Origin of the sequence: Nostoc sp. MG11, from assembly GCF_014904695.1 — a bacterium.
Taxonomy (GTDB): Bacteria; Cyanobacteriota; Cyanobacteriia; order Cyanobacteriales; family Nostocaceae; genus Komarekiella.
Window position 1 is genome coordinate 122,450 of sequence record NZ_JACXXN010000001.1, and the last position, 19,506, is coordinate 141,955.

General features: G+C 40.4%; 18 protein-coding genes and 1 pseudogene. 8 read left to right on the forward strand and 11 right to left on the reverse strand.

Annotated features, from left to right (window positions below; genetic code table 11):
- Positions 1-517: 517 nt before the first annotated feature.
- Together HCR01_RS00575 and HCR01_RS00580 are read left to right on the forward strand one after the other, a co-directional pair.
- Positions 518-1,966, forward strand: a complete 1,449-nt coding sequence (locus HCR01_RS00575; protein ID WP_193193532.1) for a DUF2157 domain-containing protein — start codon at positions 518-520, stop codon at positions 1,964-1,966.
- A 54-nt stretch (positions 1,967-2,020) separates the two neighbouring features.
- Entirely contained in the window at positions 2,021-2,677 is a 657-nt protein-coding gene (locus HCR01_RS00580) for a GDYXXLXY domain-containing protein (protein WP_193193534.1), read from the forward strand.
- 160 nt (positions 2,678-2,837) lie between these two features.
- Here the strand turns inward: HCR01_RS00580 and HCR01_RS00585 are convergent.
- The 4 genes and pseudogenes from HCR01_RS00585 to HCR01_RS00600 all read right to left on the reverse strand — a co-directional run bounded on the left by HCR01_RS00585 (position 2,838) and on the right by HCR01_RS00600 (position 7,102).
- A pseudogene (locus HCR01_RS00585) lies at positions 2,838-4,435 on the reverse strand (tetratricopeptide repeat protein).
- Positions 4,436-4,688: 253 nt separating this feature from the next.
- The gene (locus tag HCR01_RS00590) at positions 4,689-5,306 is read right to left on the reverse strand and encodes a Uma2 family endonuclease (protein WP_193193536.1); all 618 of its coding nucleotides are present in this window, start codon (positions 5,304-5,306) and stop codon (positions 4,689-4,691) included.
- A gap of 4 nt (positions 5,307-5,310) precedes the next feature.
- Positions 5,311-6,441 (reverse strand): aldo/keto reductase, encoded by a 1,131-nt coding sequence (locus HCR01_RS00595; protein ID WP_193193538.1) that lies wholly within the window; start codon positions 6,439-6,441, stop codon positions 5,311-5,313.
- A 163-nt stretch (positions 6,442-6,604) separates the two neighbouring features.
- Complete coding sequence (locus HCR01_RS00600; RefSeq protein ID WP_162396377.1) at positions 6,605-7,102, reverse strand: bifunctional nuclease family protein; 498 nt, start codon at positions 7,100-7,102, stop codon at positions 6,605-6,607.
- A 340-nt stretch (positions 7,103-7,442) separates the two neighbouring features.
- On the opposite strand from HCR01_RS00600, the gene HCR01_RS00605 reads away from it, so the two are divergent.
- On the forward strand, positions 7,443-8,123 hold the full coding sequence (locus HCR01_RS00605) for a riboflavin synthase (protein ID WP_193193540.1): 681 nt from the start codon (positions 7,443-7,445) through the stop codon (positions 8,121-8,123).
- 106 nt (positions 8,124-8,229) lie between these two features.
- On the opposite strand, the gene HCR01_RS00610 is transcribed toward HCR01_RS00605, so the two are convergent.
- Together HCR01_RS00610 and HCR01_RS00615 are read right to left on the reverse strand one after the other, a co-directional pair.
- A complete protein-coding gene (locus tag HCR01_RS00610) occupies positions 8,230-9,840 on the reverse strand; it encodes a peptidoglycan DD-metalloendopeptidase family protein (RefSeq protein WP_193193542.1) in 1,611 nt (536 codons plus the stop codon).
- Between the two features lie 90 nt (positions 9,841-9,930).
- Positions 9,931-10,743 carry a biotin--[acetyl-CoA-carboxylase] ligase gene (locus HCR01_RS00615; protein ID WP_193193543.1) on the reverse strand — a complete coding sequence of 271 codons (813 nt, stop codon included), beginning with the start codon at positions 10,741-10,743 and terminating at the stop codon, positions 9,931-9,933.
- 77 nt (positions 10,744-10,820) lie between these two features.
- Here HCR01_RS00615 and pgeF point away from each other — a divergent pair, with 77 nt between their 5' ends.
- Positions 10,821-11,606: a peptidoglycan editing factor PgeF gene (gene pgeF / locus HCR01_RS00620; protein WP_193193545.1), complete on the forward strand. Its 786-nt coding sequence runs from the start codon at positions 10,821-10,823 to the stop codon at positions 11,604-11,606.
- Between the two features lie 8 nt (positions 11,607-11,614).
- Here the strand turns inward: pgeF and HCR01_RS00625 are convergent, their stop codons facing one another.
- Together HCR01_RS00625 and HCR01_RS00630 are read right to left on the reverse strand one after the other, a co-directional pair.
- Positions 11,615-12,091 carry a retroviral-like aspartic protease family protein gene (locus HCR01_RS00625; RefSeq protein ID WP_226889014.1) on the reverse strand — a complete coding sequence of 159 codons (477 nt, stop codon included), beginning with the start codon at positions 12,089-12,091 and terminating at the stop codon, positions 11,615-11,617.
- A gap of 70 nt (positions 12,092-12,161) precedes the next feature.
- Positions 12,162-12,956, reverse strand: coding sequence for an AAA family ATPase (locus tag HCR01_RS00630; RefSeq protein ID WP_193193547.1), 795 nt, complete (start codon positions 12,954-12,956; stop codon positions 12,162-12,164).
- A gap of 96 nt (positions 12,957-13,052) precedes the next feature.
- Here HCR01_RS00630 and HCR01_RS00635 point away from each other — a divergent pair, with 96 nt between their 5' ends.
- The gene (locus HCR01_RS00635) at positions 13,053-13,619 is read left to right on the forward strand and encodes a Uma2 family endonuclease (RefSeq protein ID WP_193193549.1); all 567 of its coding nucleotides are present in this window, start codon (positions 13,053-13,055) and stop codon (positions 13,617-13,619) included.
- On the opposite strand, the gene csaB is transcribed toward HCR01_RS00635, so the two are convergent.
- Entirely contained in the window at positions 13,616-14,659 is a 1,044-nt protein-coding gene (csaB, locus tag HCR01_RS00640) for a polysaccharide pyruvyl transferase CsaB (protein ID WP_193194204.1), read from the reverse strand. The genes HCR01_RS00635 and csaB overlap by 4 nt on opposite strands.
- A 238-nt stretch (positions 14,660-14,897) precedes the next feature.
- On the opposite strand from csaB, the gene HCR01_RS00645 reads away from it, so the two are divergent.
- The 3 genes from HCR01_RS00645 to hisA are packed head-to-tail and all read left to right on the forward strand — an operon-like array spanning position 14,898 to position 16,354.
- On the forward strand, positions 14,898-15,239 hold the full coding sequence (locus HCR01_RS00645) for a DUF2499 domain-containing protein (protein WP_193194206.1): 342 nt from the start codon (positions 14,898-14,900) through the stop codon (positions 15,237-15,239).
- Positions 15,239-15,541 (forward strand): DUF3593 domain-containing protein, encoded by a 303-nt coding sequence (locus tag HCR01_RS00650; RefSeq protein ID WP_193193551.1) that lies wholly within the window; start codon positions 15,239-15,241, stop codon positions 15,539-15,541. Before HCR01_RS00645 ends, HCR01_RS00650 begins: the two co-directional genes overlap by 1 nt.
- A gap of 39 nt (positions 15,542-15,580) precedes the next feature.
- On the forward strand, positions 15,581-16,354 hold the full coding sequence (gene hisA, locus HCR01_RS00655) for a 1-(5-phosphoribosyl)-5-[(5-phosphoribosylamino)methylideneamino]imidazole-4-carboxamide isomerase (RefSeq protein WP_193193553.1): 774 nt from the start codon (positions 15,581-15,583) through the stop codon (positions 16,352-16,354).
- A 700-nt stretch (positions 16,355-17,054) separates the two neighbouring features.
- Here the strand turns inward: hisA and HCR01_RS00660 are convergent.
- Both HCR01_RS00660 and HCR01_RS00665 read right to left on the reverse strand, forming a co-directional pair.
- Positions 17,055-18,137 carry a hypothetical protein gene (locus HCR01_RS00660; protein ID WP_193193555.1) on the reverse strand — a complete coding sequence of 361 codons (1,083 nt, stop codon included), beginning with the start codon at positions 18,135-18,137 and terminating at the stop codon, positions 17,055-17,057.
- Between the two features lie 218 nt (positions 18,138-18,355).
- Entirely contained in the window at positions 18,356-19,339 is a 984-nt protein-coding gene (locus HCR01_RS00665) for a hypothetical protein (RefSeq protein ID WP_193193557.1), read from the reverse strand.
- Positions 19,340-19,506 lie beyond the last annotated feature (167 nt).

The following is a 19,506-nucleotide window of genomic DNA, read 5'->3' on the forward strand; positions in this document are numbered from 1 at the left end:
GCATAGTGTTCGTCGCTAAGGAAAGAAAATTTCGTTCTCAATGGATATTGTAAGAAGACGGGGGCGATCGCCTAGATCGGTGTTCACGTCTTGTAAAAGTGGTATTTCCCCGTAGTCTAATTTCTTCATCAAAAGTGGTGGGAAATCCTGTCAAGACAGTGGGTGTTGTGGGCAAGCCGTCCCGCTGCGTGGGTAGTGTATCTGTTTACTATTCCCCATTACTCATACCCAAAAAACTCCGATTAGTTTAAGAGTAACGCGATCGCTCCTTTTATCTCCTCAGTCAAAACTCAAACTTATGGTCAAACTACCCATCCCTAACCGTCTGAGTCGGGTGAGAGAATAATCGGCTTTTGGGAACTGGGAATCATATTAAGATTCAGTGGAAATACGAGGATTTCAATAATAGAATTTTCGTAAAATACAGTATTGATATTGAAAGTATAATCAATCACGTTTTAATCACGAGCGTAATTCTCGTCACATATCCTGTTTGCTTATAGCATAGGAGAAGGTCATGATATTTGATAATTTTCGCCGCCAGTTGCGTCAAGAAGCGCAACTATGGCAGGATGAAGGACTTATTGATGCGGATTTTTACCAAGTACTCGCACAAAGATATCAATTTAATAATCTAGAAACGGCTGCTCGCGATCGCTTTGTTTTTATCTTGATCGCAGTGGGTGCAACATTGTTAGGCTTAGGTGTAATTACTTTTGTAGCTGCAAACTGGCAAGCTTTGAGTAGAGAAGCCAGGTTAATACTACTGCTAAGTTTATTCCTGACAACTAATATTGCTGGTTTTAGCTTGTGGAGACAACCCGCAAACAATAATATCTCTTCAAGAGGTCGAAAACGTCGTCAACAGGTTTTCGGAGAAGGCTTGCTAATTTTAGGTGCGTTGACCATAGGCGCAAATATGGCGCTGTTGGCGCAGATGTTCCACATTAGTGGTTCAAGTTACGAACTTTTTTTAGGTTGGGGATTGGCTGTTTTGCTAATGGCTTACAGTCTACGCTTGACTTCCTTGGGGATGCTTGCCCTGATTTTAGTGCTAATCGGGTATTCAACAGGATTATTCGATTGGTACTTTACACGAAATGAGCTTACCTTGGGGCGGATAGTAATAGAACATATACCCTTAGCTTTAAGTGTATTGTTTGTACCTCTAGCTTATTGGTGTCGTTCCCGTTGGATTTTTAGAATTGCCGCGATCGCATTTGTTATATTCTGGCAATTTCATCTTAAATCACTGGAAATATTAACATATACAGATGCTCCGCCTTGGATTGCTATAGCCACATTTGTTCTTCCGTCAGCATTATTGTGGAGTTATGATGATTTGCTGTTTGTGCGAGTTTCTTCGAGGCTATTTCAGCCCTTTGCGCGGATTTTAACTCTAGCGTTTTTCAGTATCATGTTTTATTTCTTGTCTTTCCGTTGGCTATGGGAAGCTCGAACTGTTGGTTATCAAGCTCAATTTCGCAACACTTCCCTAGCAACCTGGCTACCCTTTATTGATGTGGCAATTTTCACAGTTTTAGCTTTGTGGCAATGGTGGCATTTGCTACGCCCAACACGTAACCAGGAACGCCAGGGAATTGATGTAAAAACAATCTTTATTGGTAGTTTGATTGTTATAACTGCCTTATTCATCTTCATTCATCAAGCTATCACTCCAATTCCAGCTATTCCCATATTTGCGTTTAATGTTCTTTTAGCAGTGTTAGGGTTTGGACTAGTTCGTGAAGCGCTGGAGTTAGGACAACGACAGGCTTTTTGGGGTGGGATATTTTTATTAACACTACAAATTATCAGCCGAATGCTGGAATATGACACCGCCTTACTATTCAAATCTTTTGTTTTTGTCTTATGCGGTGTTGCTGTAATTTTTGCCGGCTTGTGGTTTGAACGCTATTTGTCAACTTTACCAGCTTCATCAAATTCTTCAACTCATCGATCATGAGATTAAAACTGGAAAAAACTAGTAATTCAAAAATCATTTTTAGGATTATCTCCTATGGAAACTAACGAAGCATTACTTTTGCAAAATGAACCTCCAGAAAAACCCATAACTCTTTGGCGATTTGTGGTTCCCCTGCTAATTCAAACAGCGATCATCTTATCAGTACCAGCCCAATCAGTTTACACGTTGGTTACAGGCAAAACGGCTATCTTGCAAACTCTACCTGTAGATCCTTATGATTTGCTGCGGGGTTATTCTGTAACACTAAACTATGAAATTTCTCGCACAGATAATTTAACAAAACTTCCGGGTTGGGCAGATTTGGTCAAGCAAAATCCTGGTAATAACAAACAATACGATCCTTTAGCGCAGGGAACCAGCTTGTACATAATTTTGGAAGAACAAAAATCTTCTGGTGGGATTCCTCAAGCTTGGAAACCTGTGCGAGTAAGTGGACAACTCCCAATTTCTCTAGCTGCCAATCAGATAGCTTTAAAAGGTCGGTATAATGGCTATAATTCGATCACTTATGGCTTGGAAACTTACTACATCCCAGAAGATCAACGGAACGATATTAACAAAGATATCTCAACAGCCCGACCAATCAAACCAGGCCAGCCGCAACCGATAGTAGTGGAAGTGAAAGTGAATGCACAAGGTCAAGCTGTACCTATAAGTATGTGGGTACGCGATCGCAAATATTATTTTTAATTTTCAAAGACTTACGCAGAATAAATTCCCGCATACTCTTGAAAATTTGGCTCTTAAAATTCTGCCTACGTGGGTTTCAAATTCCTGGAGTCCACGCAGGCATACTTTATTTGTATGCAAGATGAACTGCGATTTATAATCGCTGGGTATATTTGCCTTTTTAGAAGTTTAAAATATCTAATGATTCTTCTATTTCTAAGTCTAATATTCTTGCATGTGTATCTTTAAGTGCTTCTAACTTGCCTTCTTTACGATAAATATCTGCTGCTTTTTGAAAATCTTCAATAACTCCCTGTTTATCTCCCTTTTCTAAAAGGATATTACCACGATTGTAATAGGAATCAGCATAGTTGGGATTAATCTGAATTGCCTGAGTATAATCTTCAATTGCTCCTTCGTAGTCCCCTAAGTCAAAACGAGCATTACCACGGTTGTAATAAGCATCGGCATAATTAGGATTAATCTGAATTGCCTGAGTATAATCTTCAATTGCTCCTTCGTAATCTCCTAAGTCAGAACGAGCATTACCACGATTTTTATAAGCATTGGCATCTTGAGGATTAATCTTGATTGCTTGAGTAAATCCTGGCTGATATCCTAAGAGATAACGAGAGATTCCCCGGTTTTGTAAGCATCAGCATAATGGGGATTAATTTTGATAGCTTGAGTATAATCCTCAATTGCTCCTTGGTTATCTCCTATGTGAGAACGTGCTTCAGCACGGTTTTTATAAGCTACAGCAACATTAGGATTAATTCTAATTGCCTGGGTATAATCATCAATTGCTTCTTCAAATCGCCCCAGTTGATATAGAGCTAAACCTCGTTTATTGTAAGATTTAGCATCATGAAGATTTATTTGGATTGCCTGAGAATAATCTGCGATCGCTCCTTCATAATCTCCTAGTTGATAATGCGCTAAAGCTCGTCGATAATATAAATCAGTATTGTTGGGATTAAGTTGCAAAGCTTGATTATAGTTAGTAATCGCATTTACATATTCTCCTTTATCGAAACATTCTTCACCTAATTTTATATAAAGTAGATTTAAATCTTCATCATAAGTGTCTAAATAGCTATTTAAATTAGGTTGAAAAGAAGATTTGATTAACTGATTATTAGTTACTTTAGATGGCGTTTCCTGCGGTAAATAATGTTTACTAATTAGAGGTTCTTGCCTGGAAGAATTGTAATTTATAGAAAATTGTGACTGTTCTAGATAGCACCATAAGCCACCACCATATAGTAATTGGTCTATCTCAAATGAAATTTTCCCAGTTCTCAACTTAATCATCCGAGTTGGGAGAAAGCCAGCCAAAAAAAGGTGATATTCAGATTGTGCTTCACTCACCTCTTCCTGAATCAAAATACAGACTACAACTGCATTTTTTTCAACTTCTTCTGAACTAATTGACCATCTCACTCTGTCAATACTACCGTGACGAGATTTCACCTCAATACCAACAGATGGGTCAGAAGTCAAGATAAAATCTATCTTACCATCGCCGCCAAATCGCTTTTCATAATCCACTTCCGTAATAAAATCGGCTAAACGTTCCTTGACAACTTCCTCACCGAGTTTTCCCTTAAGATAGCTAATAAAAACATCACGAACTGGCAAAACGCGCTTATATTTCTCAGCCATCAGCCAGCAAAATTCCCGTAGTGCTTTTAACCTCTCTCCAGAGATTATGGTTAATTCACTATATTGACCTTCTGTTTCACAATGAAGCAGACAACCAGTTGTTAACCTTTTAATAAAATCAGACTGTAGCGATCACAGTAGCGTAATCCAGTCCATTTATATTTCTGCGAATCTTTTGATGAGATCATTCTATTAAAATATCCATTCGACGTAAATCTTTCAATTAGCCTGTGTAAGATTCCCAAACTTTCTTAATATATGTATTAAATATTACATTTATCCTAGTTCAACGTAATTAGCTTTTTGGCAAAAACTAAGTTTTGACTGCTGAACAAATGATATGATGTGAAATCAGCGATCGCCTCTCTCACTCCAATTTCTCAGTACCAGTACTTTCCGTTTCTAATTCCACAAGCTCAAACTTAACTTTGTTGTATAAATCCTGTAGGGAAATCTCAAAGGGTACGGACACAAGAGCAATCGCTTTATCCTCTTCATCATATTCACGTAGATTCCATTGCTTTTTCCCAGTTTTAGAAAACTGTTCTACATGAATTCTGGTTTGGTCAATTAAAAGATATTCTTGAAAGGAAGAGATTGTCCGGTAAGCCTCAAATTTATCCTCGCGATCGTAGCCTTTGGTCGATTTTGATAAAACCTCAACAATAACCTGTGGGTTCAGAATTATATCCCTCCGGTTGTTAAAAAACTCTGGTTCATCCGCTAGAATCATCACATCTGGATACGTGTAGATCCGCTTTTGGGGTATCCACAAACGCAAATCGCCTACAAAGACTTCGTAATTCTGCTGTCTGAACGCAAAATTTAAGGCAGAACCTAGATTTAGTGAGATTCGATTGTGATTTGCTGTTCCACCCGCCATAGGAATTATTTGTCCGTCAATATATTCACTTTTATAATCAGCAGCTTCCTCTAACTGCAAATATTCTTCTGGGGTGTAGTGTTGCTGTTGTGTTACTTGCATAGTTTTATCCCCACAATCTTCTACCTGCTTTTCCATTTAATCTGTCGTGAGTATCTTCTAACAAAGCAGGAATATTTAAATTTTCTGGACATCTTGGCAAACAGTCACCACATTCTGTGCAGCGGTTAGCTTTCATTCCAGGAAACCAGTGTCCAGCATTTTCAAACATTCCATAGCGATATTTTCCATAGTCAGTCATATCGTATGCCACTGCCAGATTACGTAATCGTAATATTTCTGGAATATTGATGTTTTCTGGGCAGGGTAAACAAGCATAGCATTGGCTACATTTATCAATTTCTAAAGCAATTTTTTGGTGATTTTCTAACCGCTGAAAAACACAAATTTCTTCTTTTGTTAGCTCTCCATTACTTTTAGCAAATCGCAAGGGTTCTATTAATTCGTCTGGGTTTGCTGGCCCTAAACTTAAAGTAGTAATACGGTTATCACTAAGTAAAAATCGGTAGTTTAATTCTAAAGGTGAATACGGCTGACATAAGTCTTTAAGAATTTGCGGCGGCGTGTAAAGGCGTCCTCCTTTATCAGCAGGAGAAATAATAAAAACGCCCATATCCTTCTCTGCTGCTAGCTGAATCGCTGATGCGTGCCGTTGGAAGAAATAGTAATAATGCAGATTAACAAATTCAAAAAAATCTGTATTAATTGCCGCCAGAATTATTTCTAATGATCCGTGAGTGGAAAAACCAACGTGTCGCACTCGACCATCAGCAACAGCTTCTTGCACGGCTTGCATACAGCCACCTTTGGCTTGCACCCACTCTAAATGTTGCCAAGTGTTTAAACCATGAATTCCCAAACAATCTAGATAATCTAGCTGTAATTTTTCCAAGGATTCATCAATGCACCGACGCATGGTGTCAGCATCATTTGTAGGAGAAATTTTGGTGGTGATGTGAAGCCTTGTTCGGGGTACTGACAACCCAGCTTTTAACGCTCCACCAAGATACTCCTCACTTTTGCCGTAGCCTCTGGCAGTTTCTATATGATTAATTCCTAGCGCTAAAGCCTGTTCGATAGTTTGCTGAGCATTTTCAAAACCAGCTAAGTAGCGCATTGTTCCTAATGAAAAGACAGAGAGGCAAAGATTTGTTTTCCCAAAGCGTCGGTATTGCATAAATTGAGTATTGTTAGCGGTAGCGGGGCGTTTAGCCCGTGCTGAGTAGAAACACGATTAATAGTGTCTGTACAAGAGTGAAAGGTGAAAAAGAAAGAATAAAGAAATTATTTTTATTCTTTGATTTTCTATTCCTTCTCAGCACTCATGACTCAGCACTTTTTTAGCTGTCGCCATCACCAAAGCGCTTGATCAAATCTTCAGGACGGAGATTGGAAATAAATTCACGGAATGCTTGCTGTTCGGCTTCATCAGCATCGCGGTCAACAGGGATAGAAGCATCGGCGATTACTTCTTCCATTACCCAAATAGGCGTATTTGTACGAAGGGCAACGGCGATCGCATCACTAGGACGCGCGTCGATTTCTTTTTTAACTTCGCCTTGCTGGACAATCAAAGCTGCATAAAATGTATCCTTTTGTAGGGAATGAATGATAACTTTTTCTAGAGTCATGTTCCATGTCTCTAGCATATTTACAATTAGGTCATGAGTTAAGGGTCTGGGAGGCTTTTGATTCTCCAATGCACCCATAATTGCTCTAGCCTGTTCCTGACCTATATAAATTGGCAAAGCGCGGCGATCTGAAGCATCTTTCAAAAGTACAATCGGGCTGCGGGTTATGGCATCTAATGCTATGCCAGCGACTCTCATTTCAATCATTGGCTAAGCCTCTACAATCCTTTGAGCGATTGGGTGCTAAGTAACAAATAACACTCTTCTTTAGGTGAATTGGGGACAGGAATAAACATAGGCATTTGTTCTCTATAATTGCTTCTATTAAACTCCGAACTTGTGGTGAACACCAGAGTAAGACAAATTGGTCTAATTAGACAATAACCTTCTTACCCAAGTATGCCTTGTGCAGGATGCTAATGTGTTAACAACCTTATAATAAGTAAAGTCAGAAATTATACTCTGAATGTTCTGCATTCTTGTGAGAATTACCAGTTAATTTCAGGCAAAATTAAGCAATAAATAGAGTTAGTTTGACAAAAAAGCCGTGTTTACAGGATTAATCCAGGCATTAGGAACAATGAAACCCTTAGGGGGCGATTCTTGGCAAATTACTTGTGTAAGTCAGTCGTGTGAAGTAATTATGCAGGATTTGGCTTATGGTGACAGTGTTGCAGTAGATGGTGTTTGCTTGACAGTGGAAGAAGTTTTAAAAGACGGGTTTATTGCCACTGCTTCACCGGAAACGCTACGCCGCACAACCCTAGGAGGTGAGCAAACACAACAGAAATATGTCAACTTAGAAGCGTCGCTACGGGTAGGCAGTAAAGTCGGCGGTCATTTTGTTATGGGTCATGTAGACGGCATAGGTCGATTGCTAACAGCAGAACAAACGGCTAGTTCTTGGGAAATGACCTTTAAAGCATCCGAGGCGATCGCACGGTACATTGTCCCTAAAGGTAGTATCGCTGTCAATGGCATCAGCCTCACAGTGGCCGCTTATGAGCCAGAACTCTCCCAATTTAAAGTAGCGGTAATTCCCCTCACTTATGCCGAAACAAATCTTCGCTATTTAGGATCTGGCAGTTTGGTGAATCTAGAAGGGGATATTCTCGGCAAATACGTGGAAAAATTCCTTTATTCTGGAAACCAGCCCACTCCAACCTCAGATGAAACTAGTTTAGATGACATTACACCCGCATTCTTAGCAGAACACGGGTATTTGTAATGGCGTAAAGTCAGACCGGCATAGCGATCTGAACTTTGTAAGAGAGGGCATGGGGCATGGGACATTAGCTATTCTTACCCTGCTCCCCCACTCCTCCACTCCTCTCTTAGCTCCCTGGTTGCTGAGCTACCTGAGCTGTTGGCAAGGTTGGAATTAACTGGCTCAGTCCGGTCTGTAATTGAACGCCTGGGTCAGTAGCAACCCACCCGTTCTGTGTCATGTGGCGGACTTCAAAGTGTAGGTGAGGGCCTGTGGAGTTGCCTGTACTACCAACCCGTCCAATGACAGTTCCCGGCTCCACCCACTGACCGGGTTGAACAAAGATTTCTGACATGTGACCGTAGAGGGTTTGTTGAGCAGATTGGTGATTCAGAGTCACAGTCAAACCATAACCGCCCAAGTAATTAGCAGTTTCCACTTGGCCTTTTGCGGCTGCTAAAACTGGTGTACCCATTGGCGCACCTAAGTCTGTACCAGCATGGAAGCGTTGATTACCTGTAATCGGATGAACTCGCCAACCAAATAAAGAAGTAATGGGAGCGGGGATAGATAGTGGGTACATCATTCCCGTACCACGATAGGCGACTGCACCAGTGTAGGGAATTTGCGGCAATACTGATGCTAGCGAGAAGTCATAAGCCACAGTGCTGGGGCGGGGTGCAACGTTACCGTCTGCCATTGGTGGGGGCAAAGTACCACCACTCGGTGCAATGGGAGTTGCACTGACTCTAGTTGCGGTGCTGAAATCGCCGGGATTAGGGATAAACCGATTAGGGCGAAATGCGCTCTTGGCATTGCCCGAAACACTCCGAGTCGCACGCCATCCGCTGTTATTAGCAGTGGTTACAACCTGCCGTCTTGCTGAAACGGTTGCTAACTGTGCATTTTGACTTCTTTTGAGCCAATTAGGTGCTGTGCCATTAGAACCAGCTACACGCTGATTGCGCGATGGTACTTTGGCGCAAACGCCGCCCAATAAACCTTGTCCTGAAGGTAAAATTGCTCGACAACCACTAGAACGCTCTGTGATAATTACGGAATTGGGTGCTTGATAAGTACCCGTGGCACTATCGTAATTGTTGGGGTCAATATAGGAGTTATTATAATCCTTGGTTTTCCCCGCTGTCCGGCTGGCAGTGCTATTTGAGTTATTAGATGGTTGGGCAACTTCTGGGAGTTTCTCAGGTAAGGAAGGCGCAGGAGCAGTGGGTTTGGCTACCTCAATTTTTCTGATATTTGCTCTTGGTTGGAATTCGAGCTTGGGTTTTTCTTGACTAACCCTGGCAGGTGCAACCCGCGAAGTTTCTACCTGGGGAATAGAGCGTCTAATACCAGTGGCAGGCGCGGAAGCTTCTATTTTGGGTTTAGATTGTCTAAGTGGCTGTTTTGTTTGAGAAACCGCTTGCTTGCGGAGTCTCTGTCTAAGTCTGGTTTGCTGTCGGGAAAAGTTTGGCTGTGCTTGAGCTGCTTCCGGTGCAACAGTTGGTTTTTTTATGAAATTTGTAACTGCTGCTGGCTGGGAATTTTCAATAGTGGGAACGATATTATCTATTGATGTTTCCGTTTGGGCAAACACGAAGCCGCCGCTAAGCAGGCTAACACTGCTAAGCCAACAAAGGCTCTGTGCTGGTAAGGTAGAGGCGAAGCGTTTCTTAGTTTGACCCCGCGGCCATGAGTAGTGCAAACGATTGTGGGCAGAGTGATTGCGCTGCGTCATTTGTTCTCTCAGTTGTGTGTAATTAGCATAAACAGATGATGTCAGTGGTTTGTCTTGCCCAAAGAGCGAAATTTTAAACAAACCTCAAATTTAAACGGAAGATTTACTGTAACCCAAACTGATTGTACCGGGTTCAACGTAAATTTCTGGTCTTATTAGTTCGTTTGTATCATGTGTTTCTAGATCCACTCGTAAATTCCCTTGAGGAGTTACTCCTACTACATTGCCTGAAAGATTATTTACGTAAACCTGATCACCCATGTTTGTAAGCAAATCTTGATAGCGAGACAAGAGTATGCTTACTCCTTCTTGGAAAAGGCACTCTATACCGGATTCTATGCCTAGTAAAACCGTAGAGGTTAGCATTTCCAGACAGGAAATGGGATTGGAATGTTGCGAAGCTTGCCACGATTCCAGATTGATTCCAGTGTCAGGTACCGGGTTAGCCCAGTTAATACCAACACCAATCACTGCTTGGGTGATTTTTCCTTTGTTTACTTTAGTTTCTGTTAAAATGCCGCCTAATTTCTGACCATTTAGGACTAAATCATTAGGCCATTTAATTCCCACATTCACACCACACTTTCGTAATTGCCAAGCAACTCCCCAAGCACAAGCCAAAGTTAGTTGGTAGCTATCAGTAGCTTCTATTTTAGGAGCGATCGCAACCGAAAGATATAATCCTCCAGAAGGAGAAACCCATTGGCGTCCCCATTGTCCCCGCCCAGCAGTCTGTTGAGTTGCAATCACTACACATCCCGCTTCTGCTCCCTGAGCGAGCAAGTCCCAAAGGGTTTGGTTAGTGGAGGAGACGCTTTCAAAAATGTGTAGGGAAAATGGTAAATATTTAGACTTACGCCCAGCTTTTAGGGCTAATTCCAAGTTTTGCCGATTAAATTCCACAGCAGTTGACCCAAATCCCGTTGTTCAAGTTAGCATTAATTGGCTGATAAGTGATTTCTGTTTAGGTTTGGTTCAAGATGCACACTTGGCATTGGCGCAATTGGGAAGGACTGCCCTATCTGACTTGTAGTCTCTTAGAATTTTGGCATCACGGCTTCTTTACCCAGCAATTTTGGCCGCGTTCGCCACAAAATCTGACAGAAGTACTGCAACCAGAGGCATCAGTCTATCGTTTGAAGCAGGTTCATGGCAATACTGTTCTCACCCCACAAGAAATTAATAAAAAGTTAAGTTCGGGTGAAGATGATTTAGCATCGGCAGATGGTTTAATTAGCGAGCAGCCTTTACAAACGGTATGGGTGGCTAGTGCAGATTGTACACCCGTGCTAATTGGGGATATAAAAACTGGACAAGTGGCAGCACTACATGCAGGGTGGCGGGGTACTGCTAAGAAGATTGTGCCTCTAGCGATCGCTCGATTACAATCCCAAGGCAGCAAACTTGATGATTTACGCATTGCAATGGGCCCGGCGATCGCTGGTGAGGTTTACCAAGTTTCTGTTGAAGTAGCTGCTGAAATCGGGGCTAGCATAATACCACACGAAGACGAACAAAAAATTGTGGCTGCGTTGCATGAGTTACCCAATTCACCCTTGCTAGAAGATCCAAATCCAGGTAAGGTAAGGCTGGATGTACGCCGGATAAATGCTTTACAGTTAGAAAATATGGGGATTAGTGCAGAACAGGTTGCGATCGCTCCATACTGTACTTACCAAACTCCAGAGCATTTCTTTTCTTACCGTCGAGAAAAAGAGAAAAAAGTTCAGTGGTCGGGAATTGTCAGCGGCAAAACAAGTCACTAGAATTGCTGCTATATCCTTAGCACAGGATAGTTAGGATGCTCAGGATTCGGGATAAGTCGCTGATTTCTACAATCTACTAGTAAATCCAGCGTCTCCAGCACCGTTTGTCCAATCAGGACTATATCACCTGTAACTAATGTTGCTTCAGTAGTTTCCCGTCCTGCCAATTCAATAATTACGGGTTCAGTCAAGCCAATTGATTCTTCACTACCATTCGCGTATTGGGCTATCTGCTGTCCTCGAATTCTTAGACCAAGTTGTTGCACAATAGACATGGGTAGTACAGTACGTACTGCCCCAGTGTCTACGAGTGCTTCAGTTTCATACACTCGCAACATATTTGGGTTGAGCATTCCTCGGCTGACAAGCGCTTCATCAATGGCATTGGTGAGCTTGACTTTGACTCGAACTGCACCCATAGATTGATTGCTGGCAGGATGTGAACGATTGAGATTTACCATAATCGGTGTATTTTGGAAAATCATTGAATCTGTTTCTAGAATATCCCGCTAGGTATTGTCTATAATTAGTGCTTTATTGCTAACTATGAACTTTTTACAAATGCCGTAGAAAAGATTGGGGATTATTTAAAAAAGCTTTTGTTAAAGTAACGTGTTCAAGTGCATTATATTCTACCTCTTGTGGTGGATAGGTATCAAAACTGAGAATTGATGCTTGTGGAAATGCCATGAGAATTGGAGAGTGAGTAGCAATTATAAATTGGCTATCCTGATTTACCATATCTTTTAACAAAGACAATAGTGATAATTGTCGCAGAGGAGAAAGAGGTGCTTCCGGCTCATCGAGAAGATATAATCCACCAGGAACGAAGCGTGATTGAAAAAGTTTGAGAAAGCTTTCTCCGTGAGAGTTAGCATCAAGATTTTCACCATACTTATCAGCTAAAGCAGCTTTTTGACCTAGTACAGAGCGTTTAGCGAGCCATAAACCAGTTCCCGTAAACTTTTGGTCATATTCTGATACTTGTTCTTCTAATTCTTGGCTAAGGGTTTTAATTCGCCTTGCAAAATTGAAGAAATCTTCTGCTCTTAAAAAAAAGCCACGTCCAGTCTTTTTCTGCCAGACAAACTTTAATTGTGTAGATAACTTTCGAGCATGGTCTAATGTTCTATCTTGCTGAATATCTTCACCACCAACGCTAATTGAGCCAACACCTGCGGCAATTGCTTCTAATAAAGTTGATTTACCTGAACCATTTTCTCCCACAAAAAAAGTTACGGAATTTGAAAACTTAATTTCTTTCAAAGCTTTCATTAAAGGGAGATTAAAAGGGAAAGAATCAATATTTTTATTGATTTGTTTTTTAGCGATCGCTCTTAAATGGATCATTTAATCATACTTACCCATTTACAGCACAACTTTATAATTGTGCCGCATCTCAGTTAGGCTTGGTACATTGAAAGATATAATTCCAAGGATGCCCCTATGAACCAGACTTCGACTAACCAAGTACGATGGACATCTGCCGATTTAGAGTTGTTGCCAGACAACGGCAATCGCTATGAAATTGTAGACGGAGAATTATTTGTGACACGCGCACCACACTGGGGTCATCAAGAAGTTACTGACAATATCTGTACAGAGTTAAAACTATGGTCACGGCAGACTGGCTTAGGAAAGCCTGTAAGTAGTGCTGGGATTATCTTTAGCGATGCTGATAACGTCATCCCTGATGTGGTTTGGATTAGCAATCAACGATTAGCTTCTGTGCTGGATGATGCTGGCCATTTAACAGCTGCACCAGAGTTAGTAGTTGAGGTTCTCTCTCCTGGACAGGAAAACGAACGACGTGACCGACAGGTGAAGCTGAAACTTTACGCTGCTCAAGGTGTCCGAGAATACTGGATTGTTGATTGGCAGTTACAGCAAATTCAAGTTTATCGACGAGAGCAAGCAACACTGGTGCTAATAGAAACGTTGTTTAGCAACGATAATCTGAGTTCACCGCTACTACCTGGGTTCACTTGCGATGTTGCGCGTTTGTTCAGTTAATCTTTAGCCAGTGCTTCATACAATACTTCACGATGCATTAACGCACGATCTACCAAAGATTGGATTTGCTCAGATGATAATGGCTCACCATTAGCGTAATGCTCCATCCAAGTCAGACTAATCGAATTGGGGTCATCTGGCAAACTCGCCAAATCCCACCCAGGTATCGCCAACTCTTCCATCAGACGATTTACCTTGGGGTCATAACTAAGAGCAAAACAGCGACAACCTTCAGCAGCAGCCATGATCAAGCTGTGTAGCCGCATTCCAATTGCCATCTCGACACCGCGAAATACACCTTTCAAAAGTTGCGGGTCTTCCAGACATAAAATCTTGCTGACATCTTTAAGATGTGGTTGAATAGCTTCGGCAATACTTAAATCTTCACTTTTCTGAAATGGCAGCAGTAAAATAAAAGCCTGCGTAGCTTTTTGAAAGTCAACCAAAGCACGAGTTAAATTTGCTAGGCGTGTTTCTGTAAGTTGGGGATGCGATCGCAAAGTCACAGCAACTCTAGGCGCAGGTAAATCCCAAAGTCCTGGTACTGGTTTAGACTCCAACGCCCAAACAGGGTCAGGAGCAAGGATACAAGGAATTTGCCAATCAGATAATAAACTAGCACTGGCGCGATCGCGGACACTAACTCTGGTACAATATCCGAAGGAGTATTGTGCCAACCAACGAGTTTGTGCGCGTGTTAACGGGCCGATACCCTGCGCCCAAGCAACAGTTTTTAATCCCATTTTTTGAGCCAATGCCATCAGTCCCCCATAATAAAATGGGCTTATGGTACTGGTAACATCCTGAATTAAACTTCCACCACCCCAAATAAAAGCATCGCAAGAGCGTAAAGCTTGCAGTACAGGTAAAGGAGCCATGCGATTGTGGGTTTCGACATTGTAGCGATCGCGGGTTTCCTCTGGATTGCCCGAAAGAACCACAGGCGTTACATCAGGTGGTAGCATTTGCAAAAGCGTCGCCAACAAAGCTTCGTCACCACCATTACCTTTACCGTAATACCCAGATAATAACGCCCGCATCTTTACCATTTTGGATTTTGGATTTTGGATTTTGGATTTAGCGGAAAGTTGGAAGATAGATTTCCTTGGCTCAGACTTTCCAAGACGGATTTGAGATTATCAACTTTTTTCTAAATAGTTGACGAGATATCAGCCATCCTACCAACAGAAGAGGAATTTTCTTGTGGGAAGATGATGTTATAGAAAAACAAGAGAACTAATTACTCTTGACTTTTGACTCTTGACTCTTGACTTTCTTATGCACGCCCTTTCAATTCCCACCTGGATTATTCATATTTCTAGCGTTATTGAGTGGATTGCCGCCATTTGGTTAATCTGGACTTACGGCGAACTTACTAATAACCGTACTTGGTGGGGATTGTCCCTTGCCATGTTACCAGCTTTGGTCAGCGCTATGTGCGCTTGTACCTGGCATTATTTCGACAACGCCGAATCTCTAGAATGGCTGGTAACGCTTCAAGCTACCATGACCTTAATTGGTAATTTTACGCTTTGGGCAGCGGCGTTTTTGATCTGGCGCTCTACCAATGCCAACACTGTAACTAAAACTGTTGAGCCAAAACCTATTAAATCAGAGTAATGATGTCTAAAGAAACCCTGTTTGCCCTTTCACTGTTTCCCTACTTGGGTTTCTTGTGGTTTATCAGCCGCAGTCAGCAAATGCCACGTTTGGCACTGTATGGATTTTACGGCACTCTAGTGTTTGTTGCCATCACCATCCCAGCGGGAATTTATGCTGTATTGCATTATGGCGAGTCTTTAGCAAATGTAGATTGGCTACACGGCGGTGCAGAAGTTTTTTTGACGCTTTCTAACATCTTACTTGTGCTGGGTTTCGGGCAAGCTGTCAGGCAATTAAAAACGAAAAAAACCCAGATATAGCAAGAATTTTAACTAGATTGAGTTATGAGGAACAAGTAAATGGATGTAATTCCAGCGATTGATTTACTAGAAGGTCGCTGTGTGCGACTGTATCAGGGAGACTATGAACGATCACAAGTTTTTAGCGAAAACCCTGTTGATGTTGCCAAACAGTGGGTTGATCAGGGTGCTACCAGATTGCATATAGTTGATCTAGATGGTGCAAAAGCAGGTAAAGTAGTAAACCTGGGCGCAATTGAAGCGATCGCTCAAGCAATATCAGTGCCTATTGAAGTAGGTGGAGGATTGCGCGATCGCGCTAGCGTGCAACAAGTCTTTAATTTAGGCGTACAGTGGGCAATTCTCGGAACTATTGCCGTAGAACAACCCCAGCTAGTACAAGAACTCTGCCAAGAATTTCCTAAACAGATTATTATCGGCATTGACGCCCGTAATGGCCGAGTAGCAACTCGCGGCTGGTTAGAAACCTCGGAAGTTTTAGCAACTCAACTGGCCGTACAAATGCAAGAATTGGGCGCAGCTGCCATTATTTACACAGATATCCACCGTGATGGTACTCTCACAGGCCCGAATTTAGAAGCTTTGCGAGAAATTGCTGCGGCGATTTCCATCCCAGTAATTGCATCTGGTGGGGTGAGTTCTGTTACCGATTTGTTAAGTTTGTTGGCGCTAGAACCTCAAGGTGTGACTAGTGTAATAGTCGGTCGTGCGCTGTATACTGGGGATATTTTGTTGAAAGAAGCATTGCGAGCGATCGGGCCAGGGCGAATTCAGGATATTCCACCAAATATAGGGTTTTCTAACTTCGCTTGAAATTTTCTGCCTTTGCCCAAAGGTTTTGCTGCATCTAAACTAATGCACAGATGTGTCTCTATGTCGAGACATATCTGTAATATAGCTGTTTTAACTTTTCAAACTCTCTCAGAATACACCTCACTTGAGCATACAAAAATCTTATATTTTTTTAAAATTTCCGAATTTGCAATTTATACTCTTGTATCCCCACTTGTAGAAGGTTCACAATCATTGATGTTCTCAGGACTCAACAACTGCTTAAGAATGCCAATTCACTTAAAACCGAGCCTAGTAATGCCCATTTGAAAAGTAAAATTCAACTACTGCAAATAACTTGATTAATTACTAGATTTCAAATTTCAATCAAAAATTTATTTTATAGAAATTTTATTTAGAATTATTAAAAATAATGGGTTTCCTCTGTTATAGAGACGTAAGAATCACAACGTCTCTATTTTTTTCTTTAGAAAAATTATGATATATTTCTGGAATCGATAATATTTACAATGTAGCTAAATTTGTAGTTAACTTAAAAGTTTAATTTTATGTCTAACCAAGAACATGACCAACATCACAGAGGAGATAAACCACAACCCCCTAACACTCTGGGTAAACCACGTAAGACTGAATTAAAAAAACCAATTAAAAAACCCCAAATATAAAATCATAGTTAGTTATAGAGACGTAATTAGAGCTACGTCTCCATAATGTAACCTAATTATTTATTTTTAACTTGACTTTTTGCCTGTTCTAAAGCTATTTCTTTGATTGCCTGATATGAATTGACATTTGCAGTTCCTTCAATAGCTTTAACTGCTAAATCCTGGACTTGTTTGAGGGCAGACTCAAGCTGTTTAGAAAGGTTTTGAATCCTTGTTTCTTGATTGATAATAGTTTGTTCTAAAGACTGTAATCTTTGTTCATAGAAACGCTTTTGCCCTTCGACTTCTTTACCATATAAATCTGCTTTGACTTTAGCTTGGTAGTAGGCGATACCTTTGCCTTCTTCCATAGCTTTTTTGATAGATGCTTCTTTCTCTTTAGGAAATGCTTCTACTTTAGTTTTATATTCCTCAAATTGTTTTTCTCGCTCAGAAATCGCTTTCTCTCGTTCAGTCCACTGTTTTTCTGCTTCTTGTAGTAATTCTTTTAGTTGGTTATATAATATTTTTTGCTGTTGTGCGTATTCATCGCTTTCAAGTTGACGCTGGAGTTCTAAATCATACTTGTATTCTGCTACATCCCGTTGCCGAGTTTTGTTGAGGTTTTCATTTCGTTCTTTGATAGCTCGTTGATGTTCCTCTTGCTCTTTTACCCAAGTATTCCTTTGCTCTAATGTTTCTTGTGATAGTATTTCATAGCGCTGGTGAAATTCTTCTTGATAACCTTTAGAATTATCTTCGTACGATTGGATGAGAGTATCCAATATATCTTCAGATATTTCCAAATTATGTAACTGTGTTAATTGCTGAATTTCATTCTCTACAGATTGCCTAATTTCTGCTAACTTAGATGCTTTTATAGTTAGTTGTTCTGATAATTCATTAGCAGCACTACCAAAGCCTAACTGAATTTTTGCCAAGCTTTCAATTGTAGAATTCATCTTTTGCTGGATAGTAGAAGGCTGATTATTTACAGACATTTTTTGCTCTACTTTAGGGATTTCTTTAGTTGCAGGCTGGTTTTCTTTAACTACTTGATCAAGTTGGGATTTTAGTGCTATTTTTTCTTTATTTAACTCTTCGTATGCCTGAAGAATTTCAACTTTGGTATTTTTATCGCTTGGTTTTTTAACTGCCACAAAATCTCTCCTCTGCAAAAACTAAAAATTACTAAAATACTCAACAATAACTATAATACCTATTGCAAAAGTCCGAAAATTATAACTGTCATTCTGACCAGAACATAGTGGAGTGTACCCCCACGCAAAAGCCAAGCTACGCCTTGGTTCAGCAGGAAAGAATCTCCGAGATGTTTCGCTCTGCTCAACATGACAATTTAAGCATTTATGCAAGAAATCTATTTGTTAGAAGAACTATCAAAAGCTCTCATAGCTAAGTCTTGTGCTTGTTTCAATGTAGTTTGAAGTTGAGTAGAAATACCTTCTATTTGCTCAGTCTGCTTTTTAATTGTTTCTTCTAAAGCTTGAATTTTTAATTCATAATTTTGCTTGTTAGCTTCCCACTCTTTTTCAAATAAATCAGCCTCAATTTTAGCTTTTTGACTTGTTTCTTTAATTGCTTCTTCTCTAGATTTTTTAACTACTTCTTCCAGTTCATTAGGAAATGCTGCTACTTTTTGTTGATATTCCACAAATACTGCTTGACGTTCAGTCAATATTTTTTCTCTTTCTGTCCAGTCTTTCTCTTTCTGTTGATAACCTTCTTGAATTTCCCTTTCTTGCTGGCGTTTTTTTGCCTCGTAAGTATCTGTATTTAGTTTACGAGTTGTTTCTAGTTTATATTCACATTCTTCTAGTTCTTGCTGGCGTTCTTTTACTAATAAATCATTATAAAATTGAAGTTTTTTCTCATACTCAGTTTGCTCTTTTTGCCATTCTTTGCGACGGATTGTAGTTTCTTTCTCTAGTGCTTCTTGCTTGCTAGCATTATCCTGTTCTAAAATTTTTAATTTTTCTTGATGTTCTTGATTTAAAATATCTAAAATATCTGCTACAACTCTAATTTTTCTAAGCTCTTGCAAATGCTGACTTTTAATTTCTAGAGCTTGATTCAATTCATCTAACCGAGAATTTTCTTTATCTAACTTCTCAGATAGTGCATTGAGAATGTCACCAAACTCTAATTGCAAATCAGCTAAACCTTTGACAATACTCTCAACAGTGTATGTGGAAGCAGATTCTAGTATTTCTTGGTTTTTTGTTTTTGCTGCTTCCTCTTGTTTAGTTGCTATTTTTGACTCTAGCTTTTTCCTATCTGCAAGAATTTGTTGAAATGCTTGCATTAGTTGTTGTTTACTATCCTGGATTGCAACTATAGTCATAACTTCAACTCCTTTGAATAAACAATGAATTATGTGGGTAGCAAGTCATACCAAGAACTACCCTATGCAGACATCAGGGTAGCCTTGAAACTAGCATTTTTAGCGCAGTACAAATACTGGAATGATTAATGAAACACATGACACTTGATTGTGGACTCAATTATCTA

Bases quoted from the DNA above. Each gene is read 5' to 3' on its own strand.
- HCR01_RS00665 (WP_193193557.1), bottom strand. From the start codon at position 19,339: ATGACTATAGTTGCAATCCAGGATAGTAAACAACAACTAATGCAAGCA.
- HCR01_RS00575 (WP_193193532.1), top strand. From the start codon at position 518: ATGATATTTGATAATTTTCGCCGCCAGTTGCGTCAAGAAGCGCAACTA.
- HCR01_RS00610 (WP_193193542.1), bottom strand. From the start codon at position 9,840: ATGACGCAGCGCAATCACTCTGCCCACAATCGTTTGCACTACTCATGG.
- HCR01_RS00645 (WP_193194206.1), top strand. From the start codon at position 14,898: ATGCACGCCCTTTCAATTCCCACCTGGATTATTCATATTTCTAGCGTT.
- HCR01_RS00630 (WP_193193547.1), bottom strand. From the start codon at position 12,956: ATGATCCATTTAAGAGCGATCGCTAAAAAACAAATCAATAAAAATATT.
- HCR01_RS00600 (WP_162396377.1), bottom strand. From the start codon at position 7,102: ATGATTGAAATGAGAGTCGCTGGCATAGCATTAGATGCCATAACCCGC.
- HCR01_RS00650 (WP_193193551.1), top strand. From the start codon at position 15,239: ATGATGTCTAAAGAAACCCTGTTTGCCCTTTCACTGTTTCCCTACTTG.
- hisA (WP_193193553.1), top strand. From the start codon at position 15,581: ATGGATGTAATTCCAGCGATTGATTTACTAGAAGGTCGCTGTGTGCGA.
- HCR01_RS00595 (WP_193193538.1), bottom strand. From the start codon at position 6,441: ATGCAATACCGACGCTTTGGGAAAACAAATCTTTGCCTCTCTGTCTTT.
- csaB (WP_193194204.1), bottom strand. From the start codon at position 14,659: ATGCGGGCGTTATTATCTGGGTATTACGGTAAAGGTAATGGTGGTGAC.
- HCR01_RS00580 (WP_193193534.1), top strand. From the start codon at position 2,021: ATGGAAACTAACGAAGCATTACTTTTGCAAAATGAACCTCCAGAAAAA.
- pgeF (WP_193193545.1), top strand. From the start codon at position 10,821: ATGCACACTTGGCATTGGCGCAATTGGGAAGGACTGCCCTATCTGACT.
- HCR01_RS00635 (WP_193193549.1), top strand. From the start codon at position 13,053: ATGAACCAGACTTCGACTAACCAAGTACGATGGACATCTGCCGATTTA.
- HCR01_RS00590 (WP_193193536.1), bottom strand. From the start codon at position 5,306: ATGCAAGTAACACAACAGCAACACTACACCCCAGAAGAATATTTGCAG.
- HCR01_RS00625 (WP_226889014.1), bottom strand. From the start codon at position 12,091: ATGATTTTCCAAAATACACCGATTATGGTAAATCTCAATCGTTCACAT.